This is a genomic window from Shewanella sp. Sh95 (assembly GCF_001308045.1).
GTDB lineage: Bacteria > Pseudomonadota > Gammaproteobacteria > Enterobacterales > Shewanellaceae > Shewanella > Shewanella xiamenensis.
On the sequence record NZ_LGYY01000274.1, the window covers coordinates 127,848 to 146,794 of the forward strand.

Sequence of the window (18,947 nt, forward strand, 5' to 3'; positions counted from 1 at the left end):
TTGCCTCTTACGCGTACTGTGGATTGATCTTGTCAGCGTCGATGCCGTATTCCTTGATGGCATTCGCTAACACATCAACAGGCAGCTCTTTACGATCAACCAGTGACTTCAGTGCCGCGATAACGATGAACTTAGCGTCCACTTCGAAGTGGTGACGCAGGTTGTCACGGCTGTCTGAGCGACCGAAACCGTCAGTACCTAACACTTTGTAATCGGTTGGCATAAATGCACGTAACTGCTCGCCGTAGATCTTCATGTAGTCAGTTGCTGCGATTGCAGGCGCATCACTGGAGATCACTTGGCTGATATACGCTCGTTTTGGCGTTTGCGTTGGGTGCAGCATGTTCCAACGTTCTGCCGCTTGACCATCGCGAGTCAGTTCGTTGAAGCTGGTCACGCTAAATACGTCGGCAGTGATACCAAAGTCCTTCGCCAGCGCTTGCGCCGCTTTACGGGTTTGCTCAAGAATGGTGCCACAGCTCAGTAACTGCACTTTGCCTTTACCAGAACCACTCACCGTTTCCAGCTTGTAGATACCTTTAACGATACCTTCCTCGGCACCTTCTGGCATTTCAGGCTGGATGTAGTTTTCGTTCATTGTGGTCAGGTAGTAGAAGATATCTTCTTGTTTTTCGCCGTACATACGACGAATACCATCTTGAACGATAACGGCAATTTCATAACCGTAAGTTGGATCGTAGGTAATACAGTTAGGAATAGTGTTAGCCAGTACGTGACTGTGACCGTCCTGATGCTGTAAACCTTCGCCGTTCAGGGTTGTACGGCCTGAAGTACCACCGACTAAGAAGCCACGTGCACGCATATCACCCGCAGCCCATGCCATGTCGCCAATACGTTGGAAACCGAACATTGAGTAGTAGATGTAGAATGGGATCATCGGTGTATCGTTGACTGAGTAGCTGGTCGCAGCCGCAACCCAAGATGACATTGCACCCAGTTCGTTAATACCTTCCTGCAGCACTTGACCGGTTTTATCTTCACGATAGTAAGCCACTTGGTCAGAGTCTTGCGGTACGTATTTTTGGCCTTCGTGAGCATAAATACCCACTTGGCGGAACAGACCTTCCATACCGAAAGTACGCGCTTCATCAGGGATAATTGGCACAATGTTTTTGCCAATTTTCTTGTCTTTTAACAGCGCAGTCAGTACGCGAACAAACGCCATGGTCGATGAAATTTCACGGCCATTTGAGCCTGCTAAGATCGAATCGAAAATCTTCAGTGATGGCACTTCCAACTCTTCGCTGAACTTCTCACGACGTTGTGGCACGCTACCATGCAGCGCGGCACGACGGCTCATCATGTACTTCACTTCTTCCGAATCTGGACCTGGGTGGTAGAACGGCAGATCTTCTAATTGATCGTCAGGGATCGGGATATTGAAACGATCGCGGAAGTAACGGATAGACTCGATACCCATTTTCTTCACGTTGTGGGCGATGTTCTTACCTTCACCCGCATCACCGAGGCCGTAACCTTTAACGGTTTTCGCTAGGATCACCGTTGGGCGACCTTTAGTCTTACGCGCATGGTCTAATGCCGCGTACACTTTAACTGGGTCATGACCACCACGGTTTAAGCGCCAAATGTCATCATCTGACATGTTCGCTACCATTTCTGCGGTTTCTGGGTATTTGCCGAAGAAGTGTTCGCGAGTATAAGCGCCACCTTTGGCTTTACAGTTTTGGTATTCACCGTCAACGGTTTCTTCCATTAACTGCAATAACTTACCGCTGGTATCACGGGCCAATAATGGGTCCCAGTAACGACCCCAAATCACTTTCACGACTTCCCAGCCAGCGCCGCGGAATTCGCCTTCCAGTTCTTGGATGATCTTACCGTTACCGCGTACTGGGCCGTCCAGACGTTGCAGGTTACAGTTGATGATAAAGACTAAGTTATCTAATTCTTCGCGGGCAGCTAAACCAATCGCACCTAAGGCTTCTGGCTCGTCACACTCACCGTCACCTAAGAAGCAGTAAACGGTTTGCTCAGAACAATCTTTCAGACCTCGGTCAGTCAGATATTTTAAGAAGCGCGCTTGGTAAATCGCTTGGATTGGGCCTAAACCCATAGAAACTGTTGGGAATTGCCAGTAGTCAGGCATCAGCTTAGGGTGCGGATACGAAGACAGTCCTTTGCCATCCACTTCTTGACGGAAGTTAGCCAGTTGATCTTCCGTTAAACGACCTTCCAAGAATGAACGCGCATAGATACCTGGGGCAATATGACCTTGGAAATACACTAAGTCGCCGCCGTCTTTCTCGTTTGGCGCACGGAAGAAGTGGTTAAAGCACACGTCATAAATGGTTGCGCTCGACGCGAAACTCGAAATATGGCCGCCTAACTCTAAATCTTTCTTAGAACCACGCAGAACCATAGCTAAGGCGTTCCAACGGATGATGGCGCGAATGCGACGTTCCATCTCTTGGTTGCCTGGCATGTGCGGCTCTTGACCCGCTGGAATGGTGTTCAAATAGGCTGTGGTCGCCGTGTAAGGCAAGTGTGTGCCATTGCGACGGGCTTTATCGATCAGTTTCTCTAATAAGAAATGGGCGCGTTCAGGGCCTTCCTGTTCTAATACTGCTTGCAGGGCATCAACCCATTCCTGAGTCTCTAACGGATCTAAGTCTTGTAGCATATCTTCAGACATGACACTGTCCTTCTCTATATACATGATAATGAATGGTGTTTGCGGCATATTCCGCTTTAGCGAGTGCTAAAGTCGGGAACTTAAGCGCCACTCTTTAAACGGCGCAAACTTCGCTGCAACCGGCTATCTTCTTCCCGCACAGATAACATCACCTCTTCGATGTAACTTAAATGTTCATTCGAGGCTTCTCTAGCGGCTTCAGGATCACGACGAACGATAGCAGCGAGCAGAGCACGTCTGTGATCGTTAGCCATAGTGGAAGCTTCTTCGCGGCGGCTTAAAAGCTCCAGGTTTTGCGCCACATTCTTATGCAGCACAGGGGTTAAACTGAGTACGAGATGCAACATAGCCACATTGTGTGACGCTTCAGCGACGGCGCGATAGAAGCGCACAATAGCAGCAGCTTGTTGTTCGATATTGGTGGCGGCTTCTACCTCAAGGATCATCCGCTTGATATTTTGCATATCGGCGTCTGTGCCACGCAGGGCGGCAAAATAGGCCATCATACCTTCGGTCGCATGACGAAACTCCAGCAAGTCATATTGGCTTTCTGGATCGGCAGTCATTAATTCAACGATAGGATCGGCAAGACTCTGCCAGAGTTGCTCTTTGACATAAGTACCGCCGCCTTGACGACGCATTAATAGCCCTTTCGCCTCAAGTTTTTGAATCGCTTCACGCAATGAGGGACGAGATACTTCGAACTGGATGGCCAGTTCACGCTCCGGTGGCAATTTCTGACCCGGCTGTAAACTGCCTTCGAGGATCATTTGCTCGAGTTGCGCCATGATCACATCAGAAATTTTTGGCTGATTAATTTTACTATAGGCCATTTGGCGCTCAGCTCCGTTGTAAATTGGTCTTACCAATTTTTATGAGTGAGCGCACTTTATCAAATCACACTTTTGATGTCCAGATTGAAAATCAACCTTAAAAGGTGATCTCACTCAAAACCGCTCACGATGAGAGAGCATAGCCTAAAAAACTCATCATGGGGTCAGACCATTAAACCACAACGAGAGCAAGTGCTAGCGGCTAGGTTCTGGAGCGCTGTAAAAAGCGCAGCTGCTAGAAAAAGCAGAACGGGCTGCGCCCTTATAGATTCTAGATTCTAGATTCTAGATTCTAGATTCTAGATTTTAGGTTCTAGGTTCTAGGTTTTAGGTTCTAGGTTCTAGGCTCTAGATTCTAGAGCCACGAAGTGGCGTCCTAGAGCAGCGCTTTTTGCTGCGTCCTAGCAGCGAAGCGTCCTAGATTCTAGAAGCCGCGCAGTGTCCTTCTTATTAACTCACCAACCCAAAAATAGTCAGCAGTGATAACACAGCAACCATCAGCGTAAAGTTGCGTTTGCTTAATACTAACAATGCTAAGGTCGACTGCACACAAACAGGCGCGCTAGACATCTCGGGCAAAGGCTGGGCAGCGAGTGCCGTTTCAGTGACTACTTGCCTAGCACTGGCATTAATATTTAACGCATTATTGCGCCACGCCGCGAGCCCTTCACTAAACTGACCACTGAGCGCATAGCCAAAGGAAAACACTCGGCTTGGGAGCCAATCAAACGCAAACATAATATCTTCAATCAGCGGTAAATTAAGTGACTTACGTATATTTTCCTCCGCATAAAATCGCGCAGTGCAATATAACACTGCCCCCACAGGTCCAAGAAAAATAAGGCATAATGCCACTGCACCGTAGTAACGATAGTTAATCCAAGCAACGCTCTGCCCGACCTTGGCACCTAAATCTTTTTCCGAAACCGCCTCCAAACACTCACTGCAATCTAATTCAGCGGCATAGTGATAACAGGCCTGCACATCGGAGCGACACGCCGCCTGCATATATTTTTTAAAGGTATCGCGCTGTTTTTGATGATTAAAACAAATAATCGCCACCAGCACCCATAGCGCGAGACTTAATACTCCCCAAAACATACCCGACGCAATCCAACCCAACAGATAAACCACACCCGCGGGCAATATCAAAGCCAGCAACATATTAGTGTTATTAAGCGACGCTTTATCGCCAAAAAAGCTGGATTGGTAAGATTGCAGTACACGATCACACTGCCAAGAGGCGGGAAGAAACTTTAGTCGCTCCACAAGAATGGCGACCAGTAATGAAAATAATGCCATCGATAGTACTCCTTGTAAAAAAGCAGGACGGACTAGAAAAAGCAGAGCGGGCTTCGCCCTGCTAGGCCCTAGGTTCTAGGTTCTAGGCTCTAGAGCGCTGCAAAAAGCGCAGCTGCTAGAAAAAGCAGAACGGGCTGCGCCCTTATAGAATCTAGATTTTAGGCTCTAGATTCTAGAGCGAGCTTGCGAGCGTCCTAGCAGTTGCGCAGCAACGTCCTAGATTCTAAAAGTCGCGAAGCTTTGCTAAATATCTTTGCCAGTCAAAGCTTGGGCCAGGGTCAGTTTTACGCATTGGCGCAATATCACAATGCCCAACAATCCGCTCGGTACTCAAGCTAGGGTATTGTGCAAACAAGGCTTGAGTCAATTCAACAAGTTGCTGATATTGTGCGGCAGTATAGGGCTTAGTATCCGTCCCTTCGAGCTCAATGCCAATGGAAAAATCATTACAATTTTCCCTTTCACCATAACGGGACACGCCAGCGTGCCAAGCTCTATCTTCACAACTCACATACTGCACACATTCACCATCGCGGCGAATTAAAAAATGCGCTGATACCTTAAGCCCCGCTAAATCGGCGAAAGTTTCATCGGCACTGGTATCTAAACAGCCTTGAAATAATTGATCGATGTAAGGTAAGCCAAAACATCCAGCGGGCAGGCTGATATTGTGGATCACCAACAGACTAATCTCCCCAAAGGGGCGTTGATTAAAATGTGGCGATTCACAGCGCCGCGCCGCGCGATACCAACCAAACTCAAAACTCATGTTTACTCCTTAAAAGCAGAACGGGCTGCGCCCTTATAGATTCTAGAGCGAGCTTGCGAGCGTCCTAGCAGTTGCGCAGCAACGCTCTAGGCCCTATATCCTAGCAGTTGCGTAGCGACGCTCTAGCACCTAGCGGCGCAGCCATGATAATCTTAAGCCCAAATGCAAGCAGGCAGACGATTGACCCATGTTAACCCATGCCCACTCGCCCGACGTATAAAAGCAAGGACTCCGATCATGCTAGAAAACGATATTCGCCACGCCGTAAAAACCGCGCTCAATGAAGATCTTGGCGGCACTGAAATCAACGAGCATACCAAAACCATTGCCTACGGTGACATTACTGCCGAACTGATTCCGGTAGATAAATATGCCGAAGCGACCTTAATCACCCGCGAAGAAGGAGTTTTTTGTGGCAAAGCCTGGGCAGAGCAAGTCTTTAATCAATTAGGTGGCGAAGTCGCGCTGCATTGGCATGTCGATGATGGCGATCTTGTGTTACCCAATCAAGTCTTGTGTGAATTATCCGGCCCCGCTCGCGCCTTATTGACTGGCGAACGCACCGCGATGAACTTTATCCAAACCTTATCCGGTGTCGCCACCCTCACCAAACACTATGTAGACAAACTTGCAGGCACTCACACACAGCTGCTCGATACCCGTAAAACCATTCCAGGACTGCGCACCGCCCAAAAATATGCTGTCACCTGTGGCGGCGGTAAAAACCACCGTATAGGTCTATTTGATGCCTTTTTAATTAAAGAAAACCACATTATGGCCTGTGGTGGCATACGCCAAGCAGTGGATGCAGCGCGCAGTTTACACCCCAATAAACCCGTTGAAGTCGAAGTCGAGTCCTTAGCCGAACTGGCATTAGCTCTGGATTCTGGCGCAGATATTATCATGTTAGATAACTTTGATATCACCATGATGGTCGAAGCGGTTGAACTGAATGCAAAAAGCCAAGCTAAAGGCAAAGGTGCAAAACTTGAAGTCTCTGGCAATGTGACCTTAGATACCTTGGCAGAATTTGCCAAAACGGGGGTGGATTATATTTCCGTCGGCGCCCTCACCAAGCACGTTCGCGCCTTAGACCTATCAATGCGACTGAAAGGCTAGAAAAAGCAGAGCGGGCTGCGCCCTTATAGATTCTAGGTACTAGGTTCTAGTAGCAGCCCATAAGCCGTCATCCTCGCGAACGACTGCATGGATGCAGGAGGTAGAATAACGCAGGAGCAGTTATCGACGAGGGGATCCAGCTTTATGCATTTCAGCTCTAGCTTCTAGAGCGAGCTTGCGAGCGTCCTAGCAGTTGCGTAGCAACGTCCTAGATTCTATCTTCCCAACCTTTACAGCATAACCCCACTAAATACGCACATTAAAAACAGGTATAACTCGCGCCGATGTTTTGACGTTGTTTTAAATGCGTCAACTTAACTAACATTGTCAAACATTTGTTAGAACGCAATACGTTTTAGCGTCAAGTTTTTAGACAAAATAATCATTTAATTAATACTTTATGCGTAAAAGTTGTTTCATTTTACTTAACTTTGTACTAACTTTTACCTAGGCGAGATGGCCGTTTCGGCCTTCCTTATCAAAATTAGCTCAAAGTGAATTGTCGCTAGCCAAAAAACCAGCAATTCATGTCAAGCAATCAAGATAAGCAGCCGAAACGAACACAATCGATAAACAACAATTTGCATTATATTTGGAGCAAAAAATGAAAGGTATCAAGATGAACAAGCAAGCTCAGGGTTTTACCTTGATCGAATTAATGATTGTAGTAGCCATTATCGGTATTTTGGCTGCAGTGGCATTACCTGCTTATCGTGAATATGTTGCAACCTCGCATGGTGGTGCATCAATGAAAGGCCTTGCAGGATATGTAACTAAGGCCCAAGCATGTATCCAAACAGGTGTCGGATGCACAACTCTCGGAACTGAAATTACCGCTGACCCAAAAGTTGAGGCAGACCCAGCAGTTACAGAAGCAACTGGAACAGATTTAACATATGATGACGGTACTTGTACTGTTACAGCTACAATCGGTGCTACTGGCGGTGTATCTTATGCTGCAGACACTAAAGATGCTAATAAAGCAACCAAAAAACAATGTGAAGAAGGTGCTGGATTAAAAGCTAGTAGTTAATCTTATTGTTTTATAGAAAGCCCCTTTTGGGGCTTTTTTATTTTTATCAATTAATTATCCCAGTTAACCATAATCTTGGATAAAGTTGCTGATTTAGTGCGGTATCACCAAGGCTCACGATTAATAGCGCAGCACAGGTTATCACTGCTGCCATTAATACCACTTTCCAAGGTAACGCTATCACTCGCAGTTGATAGTGGCGGCAATTAAGCGCCAATAATGCCATTAATAATGCCTGGGATAATGGCATCACTATCACCCCATCAAACATGGCATACATCCATATTGCACACAGGGCAAATGCCAACACTATATCGGTTGTGTCCTTATCTATATCTGAGACTGTGTCGAGGCTACTTTGTCGGTTTTTAGCTAAATGCTCACTCGGTTTTCCCCCTACTTTTTCCCCTAATAAGGTAAGCCGCTTTAATTTTGCCCATAATGTTATTAACGACCAGCTCGTAGCCAAAATAAACGCAACCACACCAAACTCATATAAAAACTGTAGTAGGGCATTATGCGGGTGAGCATTAGGCAAAGGCCTTGCTTCTGCCCAGGCAAAACTCATTGGCCCGTAACCTAAACCAATACGTTCTGGGATCATCTGTAAAATATAAATCCACATATCAATCCGGCCGGAGCTATTGGTTCTTAATTGCCAAATTGGGCTATCAAAAATAAACAGTGGAATAATAATAATCAGCACTAGCCATAAAAGCGTGCCAAAAACTACAGCCTTCAGCATTGGGCGAATAAATGCTTGACCTAAGTTGGCGGGCAAAAAGCGATACACCACAACAGCCGCTAAAACTATTGCCAACAATGCGCCGCGAGCCTCTGATTGCAGCAGGATTAACCACTGCACACTAAAAGCCAACATAGCTGTCCGTTTATATTTTTTAAGTGGTTCGATATAAAAAGACAAACACAACAACGGTAGCAGCATAACTTGCAATTGATTGAAAAACCTTACATTCATAAAGCCTGCCACTAAAGAATGCACATCTGGCCGATTAGCATCGAGTGCATGAAAAAACAGCAGCAAAAAAAACTTAACCGCAATACAAATCGAGAAAAATAATGCAAATCCAAAAAAATATTGTAGCGTCAGATTTCTGCCAATGTCAGTTATGAGTACACCTAAGATATAAAACAAACAGAGCAGCAAAAAAAAGTTGGCTAATTCAAGTAATGACCAAAATGGATGCTGGCTAAAAATGGTTGATATAAAACCAAGTATAAATAGGCTTACCACCACCCAAAGTGTCAAAGGCGATGGTAGGATTATTGGAATACTCGAGCGCCACAAAAGGCCAATCGCTGAACACACGATAAATATAATTACTAGGATTCGTTTAAGATCGTAAGCGTTATCCACCCCCAGATATCCTGTGATATAACCTGATAATACCGAGCCAAGGAAAAATAGCGCGAAGAAAGTGAGCAGGAAAATCCGGCTAAAAATTGGGATTGATTGCAATATCTGTTTCCTTAATTGAGCATTCCATCACGTATTTATCCCCCGACATTGGCGTTAAAGTGCATCACCAAATCACCGATTATTTACGCGTTCTAGTCAAGTAAATCGAAGTGACTTTATTATAAGGCATTGTTATTTATCGACCATTAACCCACAGTACAGTTTATGGTAAAATATAGCCACTTTTGAAAGCTGTACATAAATTCGCATCCTTATGATGATACTCATTTTTTTGTGATTATTTGAGCTTTTTTATATATGACAAATAACCATTTTGCCGCTATGATGGAAAAACTAATGGAGATAGGAGTTTTTCATGCCATCCGCTGGCCTTCACCTGGGATTATCCACCCTTTTCATCCGTAAAGGTCTGCTTAATGAAGAGCAGATGGCGAGTGCCATCACCAAATCCCGCCAAAACAAACAAACTTTAGTCACTACCTTAGTGCAGACTAAGCTCGTGTCGGCCCGCAGTATTGCCGAGCTTTGCTATGAGGAATATGGCACTCCGCTGTTGGATTTAGCCGAATTTGATGTTAGCGCCATCCCTGAAGAGTTTCTGAATAAAAAACTGATTGAAAAACACCGCTGCTTACCGCTATTTAAGCGCGGCAATCGCCTCTATATCGCCACTTCCGACCCCACAAATATTGCCGCCCTTGAGGAATTCCAATTTAGTGCCGGCCTACATGCTGAAGCGATTTTGGTGGAAGAAGATAAGCTCGCTAAGGCCCTTGAAAAGATACTAGAAGAAGATATTACTGGCCTTGATTTAAGCGGCATGGATGAAGCAGCGCTTGCTGGTATCGAAATTACCGATACCGATAAACGCAATGAAGACAATGCTGGTGAATCCAGTGACGATGCCCCTATCGTCATTTATATCAATAAGATATTAACCGATGCCATTCGTAAGGGCGCTTCAGACTTACATTTTGAGCCCTATGAAAAACGCTATCGTATCCGTTTTCGTATCGATGGTATTTTGCATGAAGTCTCCGAGCCGCCAATCAGCCTAGCCGGACGACTCTCAGCGCGCTTAAAGGTAATGTCAAAGCTCGATATTGCCGAGCGTCGCGTCCCCCAGGATGGCCGGATTAAAATGAAGCTATCCCGCACTAAGTCTATCGACTTTCGGGTAAGTACCCTGCCGACTCTGTGGGGCGAAAAAATTGTAATGCGGATCTTGGATTCTTCTTCCGCACAGCTCGGCATCGAAAAACTCGGTTACGAGCCGGATCAAGAAAAGCTCTACCTTGAGATGCTGGCCAAACCCCAGGGCATGATATTAGTGACAGGCCCAACGGGCTCGGGTAAAACCGTTTCGCTTTATACAGGCTTAAATATCCTCAATACCGCCGAGCGTAATATTTCTACCGCCGAAGATCCGGTGGAAATTAACCTTGAGGGGGTAAACCAAGTCCATATTAATTTAAAAGCGGGTTTAACCTTCGCCTCGGCACTGCGCTCCTTTTTACGCCAAGACCCCGATGTGGTGATGGTCGGGGAAATCCGTGACCTTGAAACCGCCGAAATTGCCATTAAAGCCGCGCAAACTGGCCACTTAGTATTATCAACCCTGCATACCAACTCGGCGGCAGAAACGCTCACCCGTTTAATTAATATGGGCGTCCCCGGCTATAATATTGCCAGCTCAGTCAATTTAATTATTGCTCAGCGACTTGCACGGCGACTTTGCCCTGAATGCAAGCAACCCGAACAAATACCTGAACATGAGCTAAAGCGTTTAGGCTTTAGTGATGCGCAAATAGCCCAAGGGTTTATCACCTATAAACCCGTGGGTTGTGAGCATTGTTCTGGTGGCTATAAAGGACGGGTAGGTATTTACGAAGTGATGAAGATGTCAGATGAAATTGCCCGTACTATTATGGAAGGGGGTAATTCATTACAAATTGCAGCCCAAGCCAAGGCCCAAGGCATGCGCGATCTGCGGCAATCAGGACTACTAAAAGTGCTCCAAGGTGTAACCAGTATTGCCGAAGTGAATCGGGTAACCAGTTTTTAATAGCGGGACGGACTGCGCCCTTCTAGGAGCTAGGCTCTAGATGCTAGAGCAAGCATGCGAGCGTTCTAACAGTTGCGCAGCAACGTCCTTCTTAGCTTTACAACCAACAGGGATAATTTATGGCTACGGCAACCACAGTAAAAAAGCCTCGCCCAAAAAAGATTGAGCAAAAAAGCCAACCTAAAATTTATACCTTTGAATGGAAAGGTGTTAACCGCGACGGCCAAAAAACCAGTGGCGAACTGAGGGGGGCCTCTGCTGCAGAGGTTCGTAGCAAGTTAAAATCTCAAGGGGTAAATCCTAAAACCGTTCGCAAACAATCGGCCGCCTTATTTAAATTAGGCGATGCCAAAATTACCCCTATGGATATTGCTATGGTGACTCGGCAAATTGCCACCATGCTTGCCGCTGGGGTGCCATTAGTGACTACCATTGAACTACTGGGTCGCGGCCATGAAAAAGCAAAAATGCGTGAGCTGTTAGCGACAATTCTATCGGAGATCCAGTCAGGTATTCCGTTATCTGATGCTTTGCGTCCCCACCGACGTTATTTTGATGATCTTTATGTCGATTTAGTGGCGGCGGGTGAACATTCAGGCTCACTCGATGTAGTGTTTGATCGTATTGCGACCTACCGTGAAAAATCTGAAGCATTAAAATCTAAGATTAAAAAAGCCATGTTTTATCCGGCAGCAGTAGTAATAGTCGCTATTTTAGTAACGGCACTATTATTACTGTTTGTGGTGCCACAATTTGAAGATATTTTTAAGGGCTTTGGGGCCGAGTTACCTGCATTTACCCAATTGGTTTTGCATATCTCCCGCGGCCTACAATCCTCTTGGTATATCTTTTTGGGTGCCATAGTGGCTGGCGTATTTTTATTTGTGAGGGCTCATAGGAACTCGCAAATCGTGAGAGACAGAGTTGACGAAGTCATCTTAAAAATTCCAGCTATTGGTCCCATTCTACACAAAGGCGCTATGGCGCGTTTTGCCCGTACCTTAGCCACCACCTTTGCCGCTGGTGTCCCCTTAATCGACGGTTTAGAATCCGCTGCCGGAGCATCGGGAAATGCGGTATACCGTAAAGCCATTTTAAAAATCCGCCAAGAAGTGATGGCCGGGATGCAAATGAACGTGGCAATGCGAACCACAGGGCTGTTCCCCGATATGCTGATCCAAATGGTGATGATTGGCGAAGAATCAGGCTCTCTTGATAATATGCTTAATAAAGTGGCCAATATCTATGAGATGCAAGTAGACGACGCTGTCGATGGTTTATCCAGCCTAATTGAACCTATCATGATGGTGGTCATTGGCACTGTTGTTGGTGGTCTTATTGTCGCTATGTATTTACCTATCTTCCAAATGGGTAAAGTGGTTGGTGGCTAGAACGTTGCAAAAACCGCAGCAGCCAGAAAAAGCAAAACGGGCTACGCCCTTATGGATTCTAGGTTCTAGAGCAGCGAAGCGTCCTAGAGGCCTAAAATCCGTTTTACATTGAACAATATAATTAAGTAAGAATAATGACTGAATTTTTCACTTTATTGGGTCACACTTTTGACCAAGCACCATGGCTTTTTATCTGCTTAAGTTTTGTGTTTGCCGCCACCATTGGCAGCTTTTTAAATGTGGTGATTCACCGCTTTCCGGTGATGATGAAGCGCGAATGGCAACAGGAATGCAATCAATATCTGCAGGAATATCATGCAGATATTGTTAAGCAAGTAGGAATAGAAAAGCTCAATAAACCGATCGATCACTATCCTCCCAAATACAATCTTGTGGTACCTGGCTCTGCCTGCCCTAAATGTAAAACCGCCATCAAGCCTTGGCATAATTTACCCATTTTAGGTTGGTTAATGTTGAGGGGAAAATGCGCTGCCTGTCATGCCCCCATTTCCTCACGCTATCCGATTATTGAGCTAATAACAGGGTTACTCGTTGCAACACTCGCCTGGCATTTTGGCCCCAGCGGGCAATTTATATTTGCTGCAATACTCACTTTTGTGTTGATTGCGCTCACCGGAATCGATCTGGATGAAATGCTGCTTCCCGATCAAATGACCCTTCCCCTGCTATGGTTAGGACTACTCATAAACCTCAACCATACCTTTACCAACCCAACCGATGCGATTATTGGTGCCGCAGTAGGCTATTTAAGTTTATGGTCGATTTTTTGGCTATTTAAGCTGTTAACCGGTAAAGAAGGCATGGGCTATGGTGACTTTAAGCTACTTGCCGTATTTGGTGCTTGGCTTGGTTGGCAAATGTTGCCACTGGTGATTTTACTTTCATCCTTAGTGGGTGCCCTCGTAGGCATCACGCTGATCGTGACCAAACGTAATCAACTGGCAAATCCGATTCCCTTTGGTCCTTACATTGCCGCCGCAGGTTGGATCGCCCTAATATGGGGTCAACCTATAGTGGATTGGTATTTAAGTACGTTATAGAACTGGCTTCGGCCTTATAGGTTCTAGGCTTTAGGTTCTAGGTTCTAGAAGGAGCGCAGCGACGCCCTAGCAGGACGAAGTCCGCTCTAGGTCCTAGCAGCGTAGCGTCCGTCATCGCTTTTAAGAGAGTTTTATGTCCAAATTTGTTGTCGGTTTAACGGGCGGAATTGGCAGTGGTAAAACGACCGTGGCGAATCTGTTTGCGGCAGAAGGTGTTTGCCTAGTCGATGCCGATGTCGTTGCCCGAGAAGTCGTCGCACCAGGCACCTACGGATTAAACGCCATTATTGACCATTTTGGGACAGAAATATTAACGGCTTCGGGTGAGCTTGACCGCGCAAAACTTAGGCAGCGAGTGTTTAGCGATGAACAAGCGCGTCAGTGGTTAAATCAACTGCTGCACCCTATGATCCGCCAAGAAATGCTTTTGCAAGTCAAAAATGCCACCTCAGACTATGTAATTATGGTTGTACCCTTGCTATTTGAGAACGGGTTAGATAGGTTAGTCAATCGGACTTTAGTGGTGGATATTTCGCCAGAATTACAAATAAGCCGTACCGTAAAGCGGGACAATGTCGATGCAACTCAAGTAAATAACATCATTGAGAGCCAGTGTAGCCGCAGTGAAAAACTCGCTAGAGCCGATGACATTATTGATAATCAGGGAGAGATATCAACGCTAAAACAAGAGGTGCAAGCATTGCATCAGCGCTATTTACAATTATCTGGTAATCACAACGCCCATGACTGACTTAGTTTATGAACAGCCTTTAAATGAGAAGATCCGCAGCTACTTGCGGCTCGAATACCTCAACAAGCAGCTCTGTAATAACCTAAATCACGACCACCAGCATAGATGTTTCTACCCTCTGTTTTCCCTGTGCGAGCTCTCGGAGCGCTGCGACTACCGCAATGAGGTCCTCAAAGATATCGAGCGAAATCTACTGCAACTGAGCAAATGGCAAGAACTCGAGCATGTCGATAGCGAACAAATCCGCTTTTATATTCAAGCCTTAACCCAAGCCAGAGAACCATTACAACGTCCCGAACGCTGTGGGAGCCAGCTAAAGCAAGACAGATTCTTATCTGCTCTCAGGCAACGCTTTGGTATGCCAGGTGCCTGCTGTAACTTCGACCTTCCCCAACTGCATTTTTGGCTCGCCAAACCCTGGGAAGAAAGACGACAGGATTATCAAGCTTGGATAAGTCATTTCGATCCCCTACTCACACCCATCACGCTTTTGCTTCAACTGACCCGCAGTACCGCTGATTTCGATAATGCCACCGCTCATGCCGGTTTTTATCAAGGGGATAGCACTCAAGCCCTGTCATTAGTTCGAGTCAAAGTCGATGCTTCCCACGGTTGTTATCCCACGATCAGTGGCCATAAAAATCGTTACGCCATTCATTTTGTACAATTCGATCAACAACGCCACTCAGACCGTAGCATCGAATTCTTACTAGCGACCTGCGCGTGAAGCCTTTACACTAACGCCATTGATAACCGTTATTCGTTATTCAGCAGTAAATCAAGAGATCCCCATTATGCCGTTAACCGTCAACTGCCCAATTTGTAAAACCCCAGTACAATGGAGCCCTCAGTCAGAGTTCAAACCTTTTTGCAGTGAGCGCTGTAAGATGATCGATCTCGGTGATTGGGCATCTGAGAAACACGCCATTCCAGTCAAATCTGAGTTTGATGTCGACGCTTTAGACGAACTTGGTTACGACGAAGAAAGCTTCTTTAAAGAATAAGCCTCATACAACAACTCCGTATATTTACCAACGACCAGAACCGACGAGTCTCGGATTGTTGTTCATACAGTGATAAGTAGAAATTTATGACAAAACGTATTCATGTTGCCGTGGGCATTATTCTTAATACTGACGGACAAATCCTACTCGCCAAGCGCCCAGAGCATTTACATCAAGGCGGCAAATGGGAATTTCCCGGTGGAAAAGTGGAGCAAAACGAAACCGTTACCCAAGCCTTAATTCGTGAGTTAAAAGAAGAAGTGGCGCTTAACGTCCATTCGAGCGAACCTTTTATGGCCTTAAGCTACGACTACCCAGATAAACAGGTACTACTCGATATTCACACTGTGAGTGACTTTACGGGCGAGGCGCAAGGGCTTGAAGGACAACAAATCGTCTGGGTCGATAAGCACGAGCTCACCCATTATGACTTCCCTGATGCTAATAAACCTATCCTCGCCAAGCTATTAGCACAAAACTAATCACATCTTTTTATGGGTAATAGCCAGATTTACATTAGCGATACGTGATCTGGCTTGCAGCAAATTCATTCACAACTTTTACAAAACGTAAATTAGTGCTTGAATGCAAATTCATTATTCTTCTTCGATTTTGAGGGCATATCATGCACAATAACGTTAAAGCATTACTCGCCACGACCGCGTTATTTTTTAGTTGCCAAGTACTAGCAAATGGCGGCTGTGGCTTTGAAGAGCAAAAACAGGGCTTGATTGCCACCTGCAGCGAGGAGAAACAAGAAGTGATTTTAACCGGTGTAGTTGAAGCGCAACATTTAGTAAAAGATCTCAATGAGTTTGCTGAGGGCTACAAAAGCTACCAAGTCGATACCGACGCCTTAGCACCACTCAAAAAAGTCACTGAACCAACAGAAATCGTCGTGATTATTGGTACTTGGTGCCCAGACTGTCATCGCGAAACGCCACGTTTTATCCGTATTATCGAAGAAGTGGCGAACCCCAATATTAAAGTGACTTATATTGGTGTCGATCGCAGCAAGCAAGACCCTGAAGGACTGGCGGCAAAATACGAATTCAAACGTATTCCCACCTTTATCGTGCAACAACAAGGTAAAGAAATTGGCCGCATTGTTGAACGTCCAACCGTCTCGCTCGAAAAAGATTTAGCCGAGATCTTAAAGTAATCGTACCCGAATAATAACAAAGGCCGCCAAGTGTAAATTTGGCGGCCTTTGTCTTTTAATAATAGATGTGAGGTTAAATCGCTTCTTCTAAAATCCGCTGCGCCAGCATCACTAACACACCCTCACGCAATGCTCCACCTGATAGCGCCAACTGCTCAATTCCTAAGAGTTCAAAGAGCGCAAGTAAAATCGCCACCCCTGCGGCAAATGTTGGCGCACGTTCGGCGCTTAAGCCGATAATCCCCTCAAGACTCACATCTTCCTCGGCGAGGATTTCCGCTTTCAGCTGTGTCAGCACAGCCAAAGTGATTATTTCAGACTGCTTACGGTGCATTAGCACTTCGACCACAGATTGCACTGCGCCAGAAGCCCCCACCACACAGTGCCATCCTAAGTCTTTTAGCCTTTGCCTATTTTCACCTAAGACTGCTAGCACTTCCTGTTTAGCATCGTCAAAATCGAGCTCTTGCAACGGAGCGTTGTTGAAGAAACGGCGGTTAAAGATCACGCTGCCCATAGGCAAGCTAGTCTTAAACTGAACCTGATGACCATCCCCGATAATAAATTCGGTACTTGCTCCACCAATATCAATCACTAAGCGTCGACCTTGGCCACAGGTTGTTGCCACCATACCTTGATAAATCAGCTCAGCTTCACGCATGCCCGAAATAATCTCAATCGGGTGACCGAGAAGGGGAATTGCCCTCTGATTAAACTCGTCGGCGTTATTGATAGTACGCAGTGTTGCTGTGGCAATCACAGCAACATGATTAGGATGGACTTTATGCAGTGCTAACATTTGGGCAAACATGGCGAGGCAATCTAAACCTCGTTGCATCACTTCCTGTGATAAATAGCCGTCTTCGCCAATCCCTTCGGCTAACCTTACTTTACGTTTGTACTTAGCAATAATATGTGGCTGACCACCTTTTGTTTTAGCGATCAGCATATTAAAACTGTTAGAGCCTAAAGTAATGGCAGCATAAGCGGGTGTTGGCATTTACGGCTGTCTACGCGTCCTGTCATGGCGAGGTGGACGACCACCACTACGATGTGCACCTTGAGTACGACTCACCCCAGAGCGCTCACGTAAATTACGAGCTCCCGCTGGATGTTTGCGATGAATCTTAGCTGGCTGTGGAATATCATCTAGTAACGCATCGCGGTCATAATTACTCACTGGGATTGAGTGATTAATATAAGTCTCAATCGCTGGTAAGTTTAGTGCGTATTCCTCACAGGCAAAACTAACTGATACCCCTTTGTTACCCGCTCGCCCAGTACGACCAATACGGTGGACGTAATCTTCACAATCATCAGGTAAATCATAATTGTAAACATGGGAAACATCGGAGATATGCAGGCCACGTGCAGCCACGTCAGTCGCAACCAAGATATCTAATTGACCTTGCGTAAATTGCTCTAGGATTCGAATACGTTTCTTCTGCGGCACATCCCCAGTAAGCAAACCCACACGGTGACCATCACCCTCAAGCCAAGCCCATAAGTTCTCGCAGCTATGCTTAGTGTTTGAAAAAACAATGGCTTTCTCAGGCCAATCTTCTTCAATCAGCGTTAGCAATAAACGCATCTTATCTTCTTGGGAAGGATAGAAAATTTCTTCTTTGATATTCTTTGAGGTTTTTTCTTCGGGGGCAATTTCGACTTTCACCGGATCATTCATATGATCATAAGCCAACTCTTGCACCTTCATCGAAAGCGTCGCTGAAAACAACATGTTCAGGCGCTGATCGGCATTAGGCATGCGTCGGAATAAGAAACGAATATCCTTGATAAAACCGAGGTCGAACATACGATCGGCTTCATCTAACACCACGGCTTGAATCGCATTTAAGCTAATAATGCCCTGACGAACATAATCGATAATCCGTCCGGTTGTACCGATTAAGATATCAACACCTTGGTCTAGCACTTTACGTTGGACGTCGTAACTCTCACCACCGTAAACAATCCCCACCTTTAAGCGAGTATGTTTCGCGAGTAAAATCGCGTCCTTAGCAATTTGAATGGCTAATTCACGGGTGGGCGCCATGATAATGGCACGCGGTTGATTTAATTGACGTCCTTCAGGAACAGGGGTCGACAATAAATGGTTAAATGTGGCAACCAAAAACGCCATTGTCTTGCCAGTGCCCGTCTGAGCTTGGCCAGCGATATCTTTTGATTGAAGTAATACGGGTAATGATAACGCCTGAATCGGCGTACAAAATTCAAAGCCGTTCTCGGCAAGGGCCTGTTTAACCTCAGGATGCAGAGGTAAGTCGGCAAATTTTTGATTTGATAAATGTGTTTGGCTCATAGCGCAAGCATACCATTTGGGG

At 45.9% G+C, this 18,947-nt stretch carries 17 protein-coding genes; 10 read left to right on the plus strand and 7 right to left on the minus strand.

All coding sequences use genetic code 11. The features are described 5' to 3' along the window. Positions 1-7 precede the first annotated feature (7 nt). The 4 genes from aceE to ampD all read right to left on the minus strand — a co-directional run bounded on the left by aceE (position 8) and on the right by ampD (position 5,578). Positions 8-2,674 (minus strand): pyruvate dehydrogenase (acetyl-transferring), homodimeric type, encoded by a 2,667-nt coding sequence (aceE, locus tag AEA42_RS20550; RefSeq protein WP_055648716.1) that lies wholly within the window; start codon positions 2,672-2,674, stop codon positions 8-10. An 80-nt stretch (positions 2,675-2,754) separates the two neighbouring features. Then, positions 2,755-3,507, minus strand: coding sequence for a pyruvate dehydrogenase complex transcriptional repressor PdhR (gene pdhR, locus AEA42_RS20555; protein ID WP_011070781.1), 753 nt, complete (start codon positions 3,505-3,507; stop codon positions 2,755-2,757). Positions 3,508-3,957: 450 nt separating this feature from the next. Next, positions 3,958-4,809 (minus strand): beta-lactamase regulator AmpE, encoded by an 852-nt coding sequence (ampE, locus tag AEA42_RS20560; protein ID WP_037426342.1) that lies wholly within the window; start codon positions 4,807-4,809, stop codon positions 3,958-3,960. 223 nt (positions 4,810-5,032) lie between these two features. Further along, positions 5,033-5,578, minus strand: a complete 546-nt coding sequence (gene ampD / locus AEA42_RS20565; RefSeq protein ID WP_055648717.1) for a 1,6-anhydro-N-acetylmuramyl-L-alanine amidase AmpD — start codon at positions 5,576-5,578, stop codon at positions 5,033-5,035. A 237-nt stretch (positions 5,579-5,815) separates the two neighbouring features. On the opposite strand from ampD, the gene nadC reads away from it, so the two are divergent. Beyond that, complete coding sequence (gene nadC, locus AEA42_RS20570) at positions 5,816-6,697, plus strand: carboxylating nicotinate-nucleotide diphosphorylase (protein WP_055648718.1); 882 nt, start codon at positions 5,816-5,818, stop codon at positions 6,695-6,697. Between the two features lie 604 nt (positions 6,698-7,301). Further along, positions 7,302-7,730, plus strand: coding sequence for a prepilin-type N-terminal cleavage/methylation domain-containing protein (locus AEA42_RS20575; protein WP_055648719.1), 429 nt, complete (start codon positions 7,302-7,304; stop codon positions 7,728-7,730). Between the two features lie 46 nt (positions 7,731-7,776). Here the strand turns inward: AEA42_RS20575 and AEA42_RS20580 are convergent, their stop codons facing one another. After that, a complete protein-coding gene (locus tag AEA42_RS20580; RefSeq protein ID WP_197278470.1) occupies positions 7,777-8,610 on the minus strand; it encodes an O-antigen ligase family protein in 834 nt (277 codons plus the stop codon). A gap of 916 nt (positions 8,611-9,526) precedes the next feature. Here AEA42_RS20580 and pilB point away from each other — a divergent pair. The 8 genes from pilB to AEA42_RS20620 all read left to right on the plus strand — a co-directional run bounded on the left by pilB (position 9,527) and on the right by AEA42_RS20620 (position 16,605). Beyond that, a complete protein-coding gene (pilB, locus tag AEA42_RS20585) occupies positions 9,527-11,236 on the plus strand; it encodes a type IV-A pilus assembly ATPase PilB (protein WP_055648721.1) in 1,710 nt (569 codons plus the stop codon). 119 nt (positions 11,237-11,355) lie between these two features. Continuing rightward, entirely contained in the window at positions 11,356-12,627 is a 1,272-nt protein-coding gene (locus AEA42_RS20590) for a type II secretion system F family protein (RefSeq protein ID WP_037426357.1), read from the plus strand. A gap of 134 nt (positions 12,628-12,761) precedes the next feature. Further along, the gene (locus tag AEA42_RS20595; protein WP_037426360.1) at positions 12,762-13,688 is read left to right on the plus strand and encodes an A24 family peptidase; all 927 of its coding nucleotides are present in this window, start codon (positions 12,762-12,764) and stop codon (positions 13,686-13,688) included. A 133-nt stretch (positions 13,689-13,821) separates the two neighbouring features. Further along, on the plus strand, positions 13,822-14,439 hold the full coding sequence (coaE, locus tag AEA42_RS20600; protein WP_047534370.1) for a dephospho-CoA kinase: 618 nt from the start codon (positions 13,822-13,824) through the stop codon (positions 14,437-14,439). After that, entirely contained in the window at positions 14,432-15,166 is a 735-nt protein-coding gene (gene zapD, locus AEA42_RS20605; RefSeq protein WP_037413632.1) for a cell division protein ZapD, read from the plus strand. The genes coaE and zapD overlap by 8 nt, the downstream gene beginning before the upstream one ends. A gap of 67 nt (positions 15,167-15,233) precedes the next feature. After that, complete coding sequence (gene yacG / locus AEA42_RS20610; protein ID WP_037413634.1) at positions 15,234-15,443, plus strand: DNA gyrase inhibitor YacG; 210 nt, start codon at positions 15,234-15,236, stop codon at positions 15,441-15,443. Between the two features lie 86 nt (positions 15,444-15,529). Next, positions 15,530-15,925 carry an 8-oxo-dGTP diphosphatase MutT gene (mutT, locus tag AEA42_RS20615; protein WP_037413635.1) on the plus strand — a complete coding sequence of 132 codons (396 nt, stop codon included), beginning with the start codon at positions 15,530-15,532 and terminating at the stop codon, positions 15,923-15,925. Between the two features lie 143 nt (positions 15,926-16,068). After that, positions 16,069-16,605, plus strand: coding sequence for a thioredoxin family protein (locus tag AEA42_RS20620; RefSeq protein ID WP_011070769.1), 537 nt, complete (start codon positions 16,069-16,071; stop codon positions 16,603-16,605). Positions 16,606-16,678: 73 nt separating this feature from the next. Here AEA42_RS20620 and AEA42_RS20625 read toward each other — a convergent pair whose 3' ends face one another. Continuing rightward, on the minus strand, positions 16,679-17,605 hold the full coding sequence (locus AEA42_RS20625) for an exopolyphosphatase (protein WP_055648722.1): 927 nt from the start codon (positions 17,603-17,605) through the stop codon (positions 16,679-16,681). Then, on the minus strand, positions 17,606-18,925 hold the full coding sequence (gene rhlB, locus AEA42_RS20630) for an ATP-dependent RNA helicase RhlB (RefSeq protein ID WP_037413639.1): 1,320 nt from the start codon (positions 18,923-18,925) through the stop codon (positions 17,606-17,608). Positions 18,926-18,947: the final 22 nt, after the last annotated feature.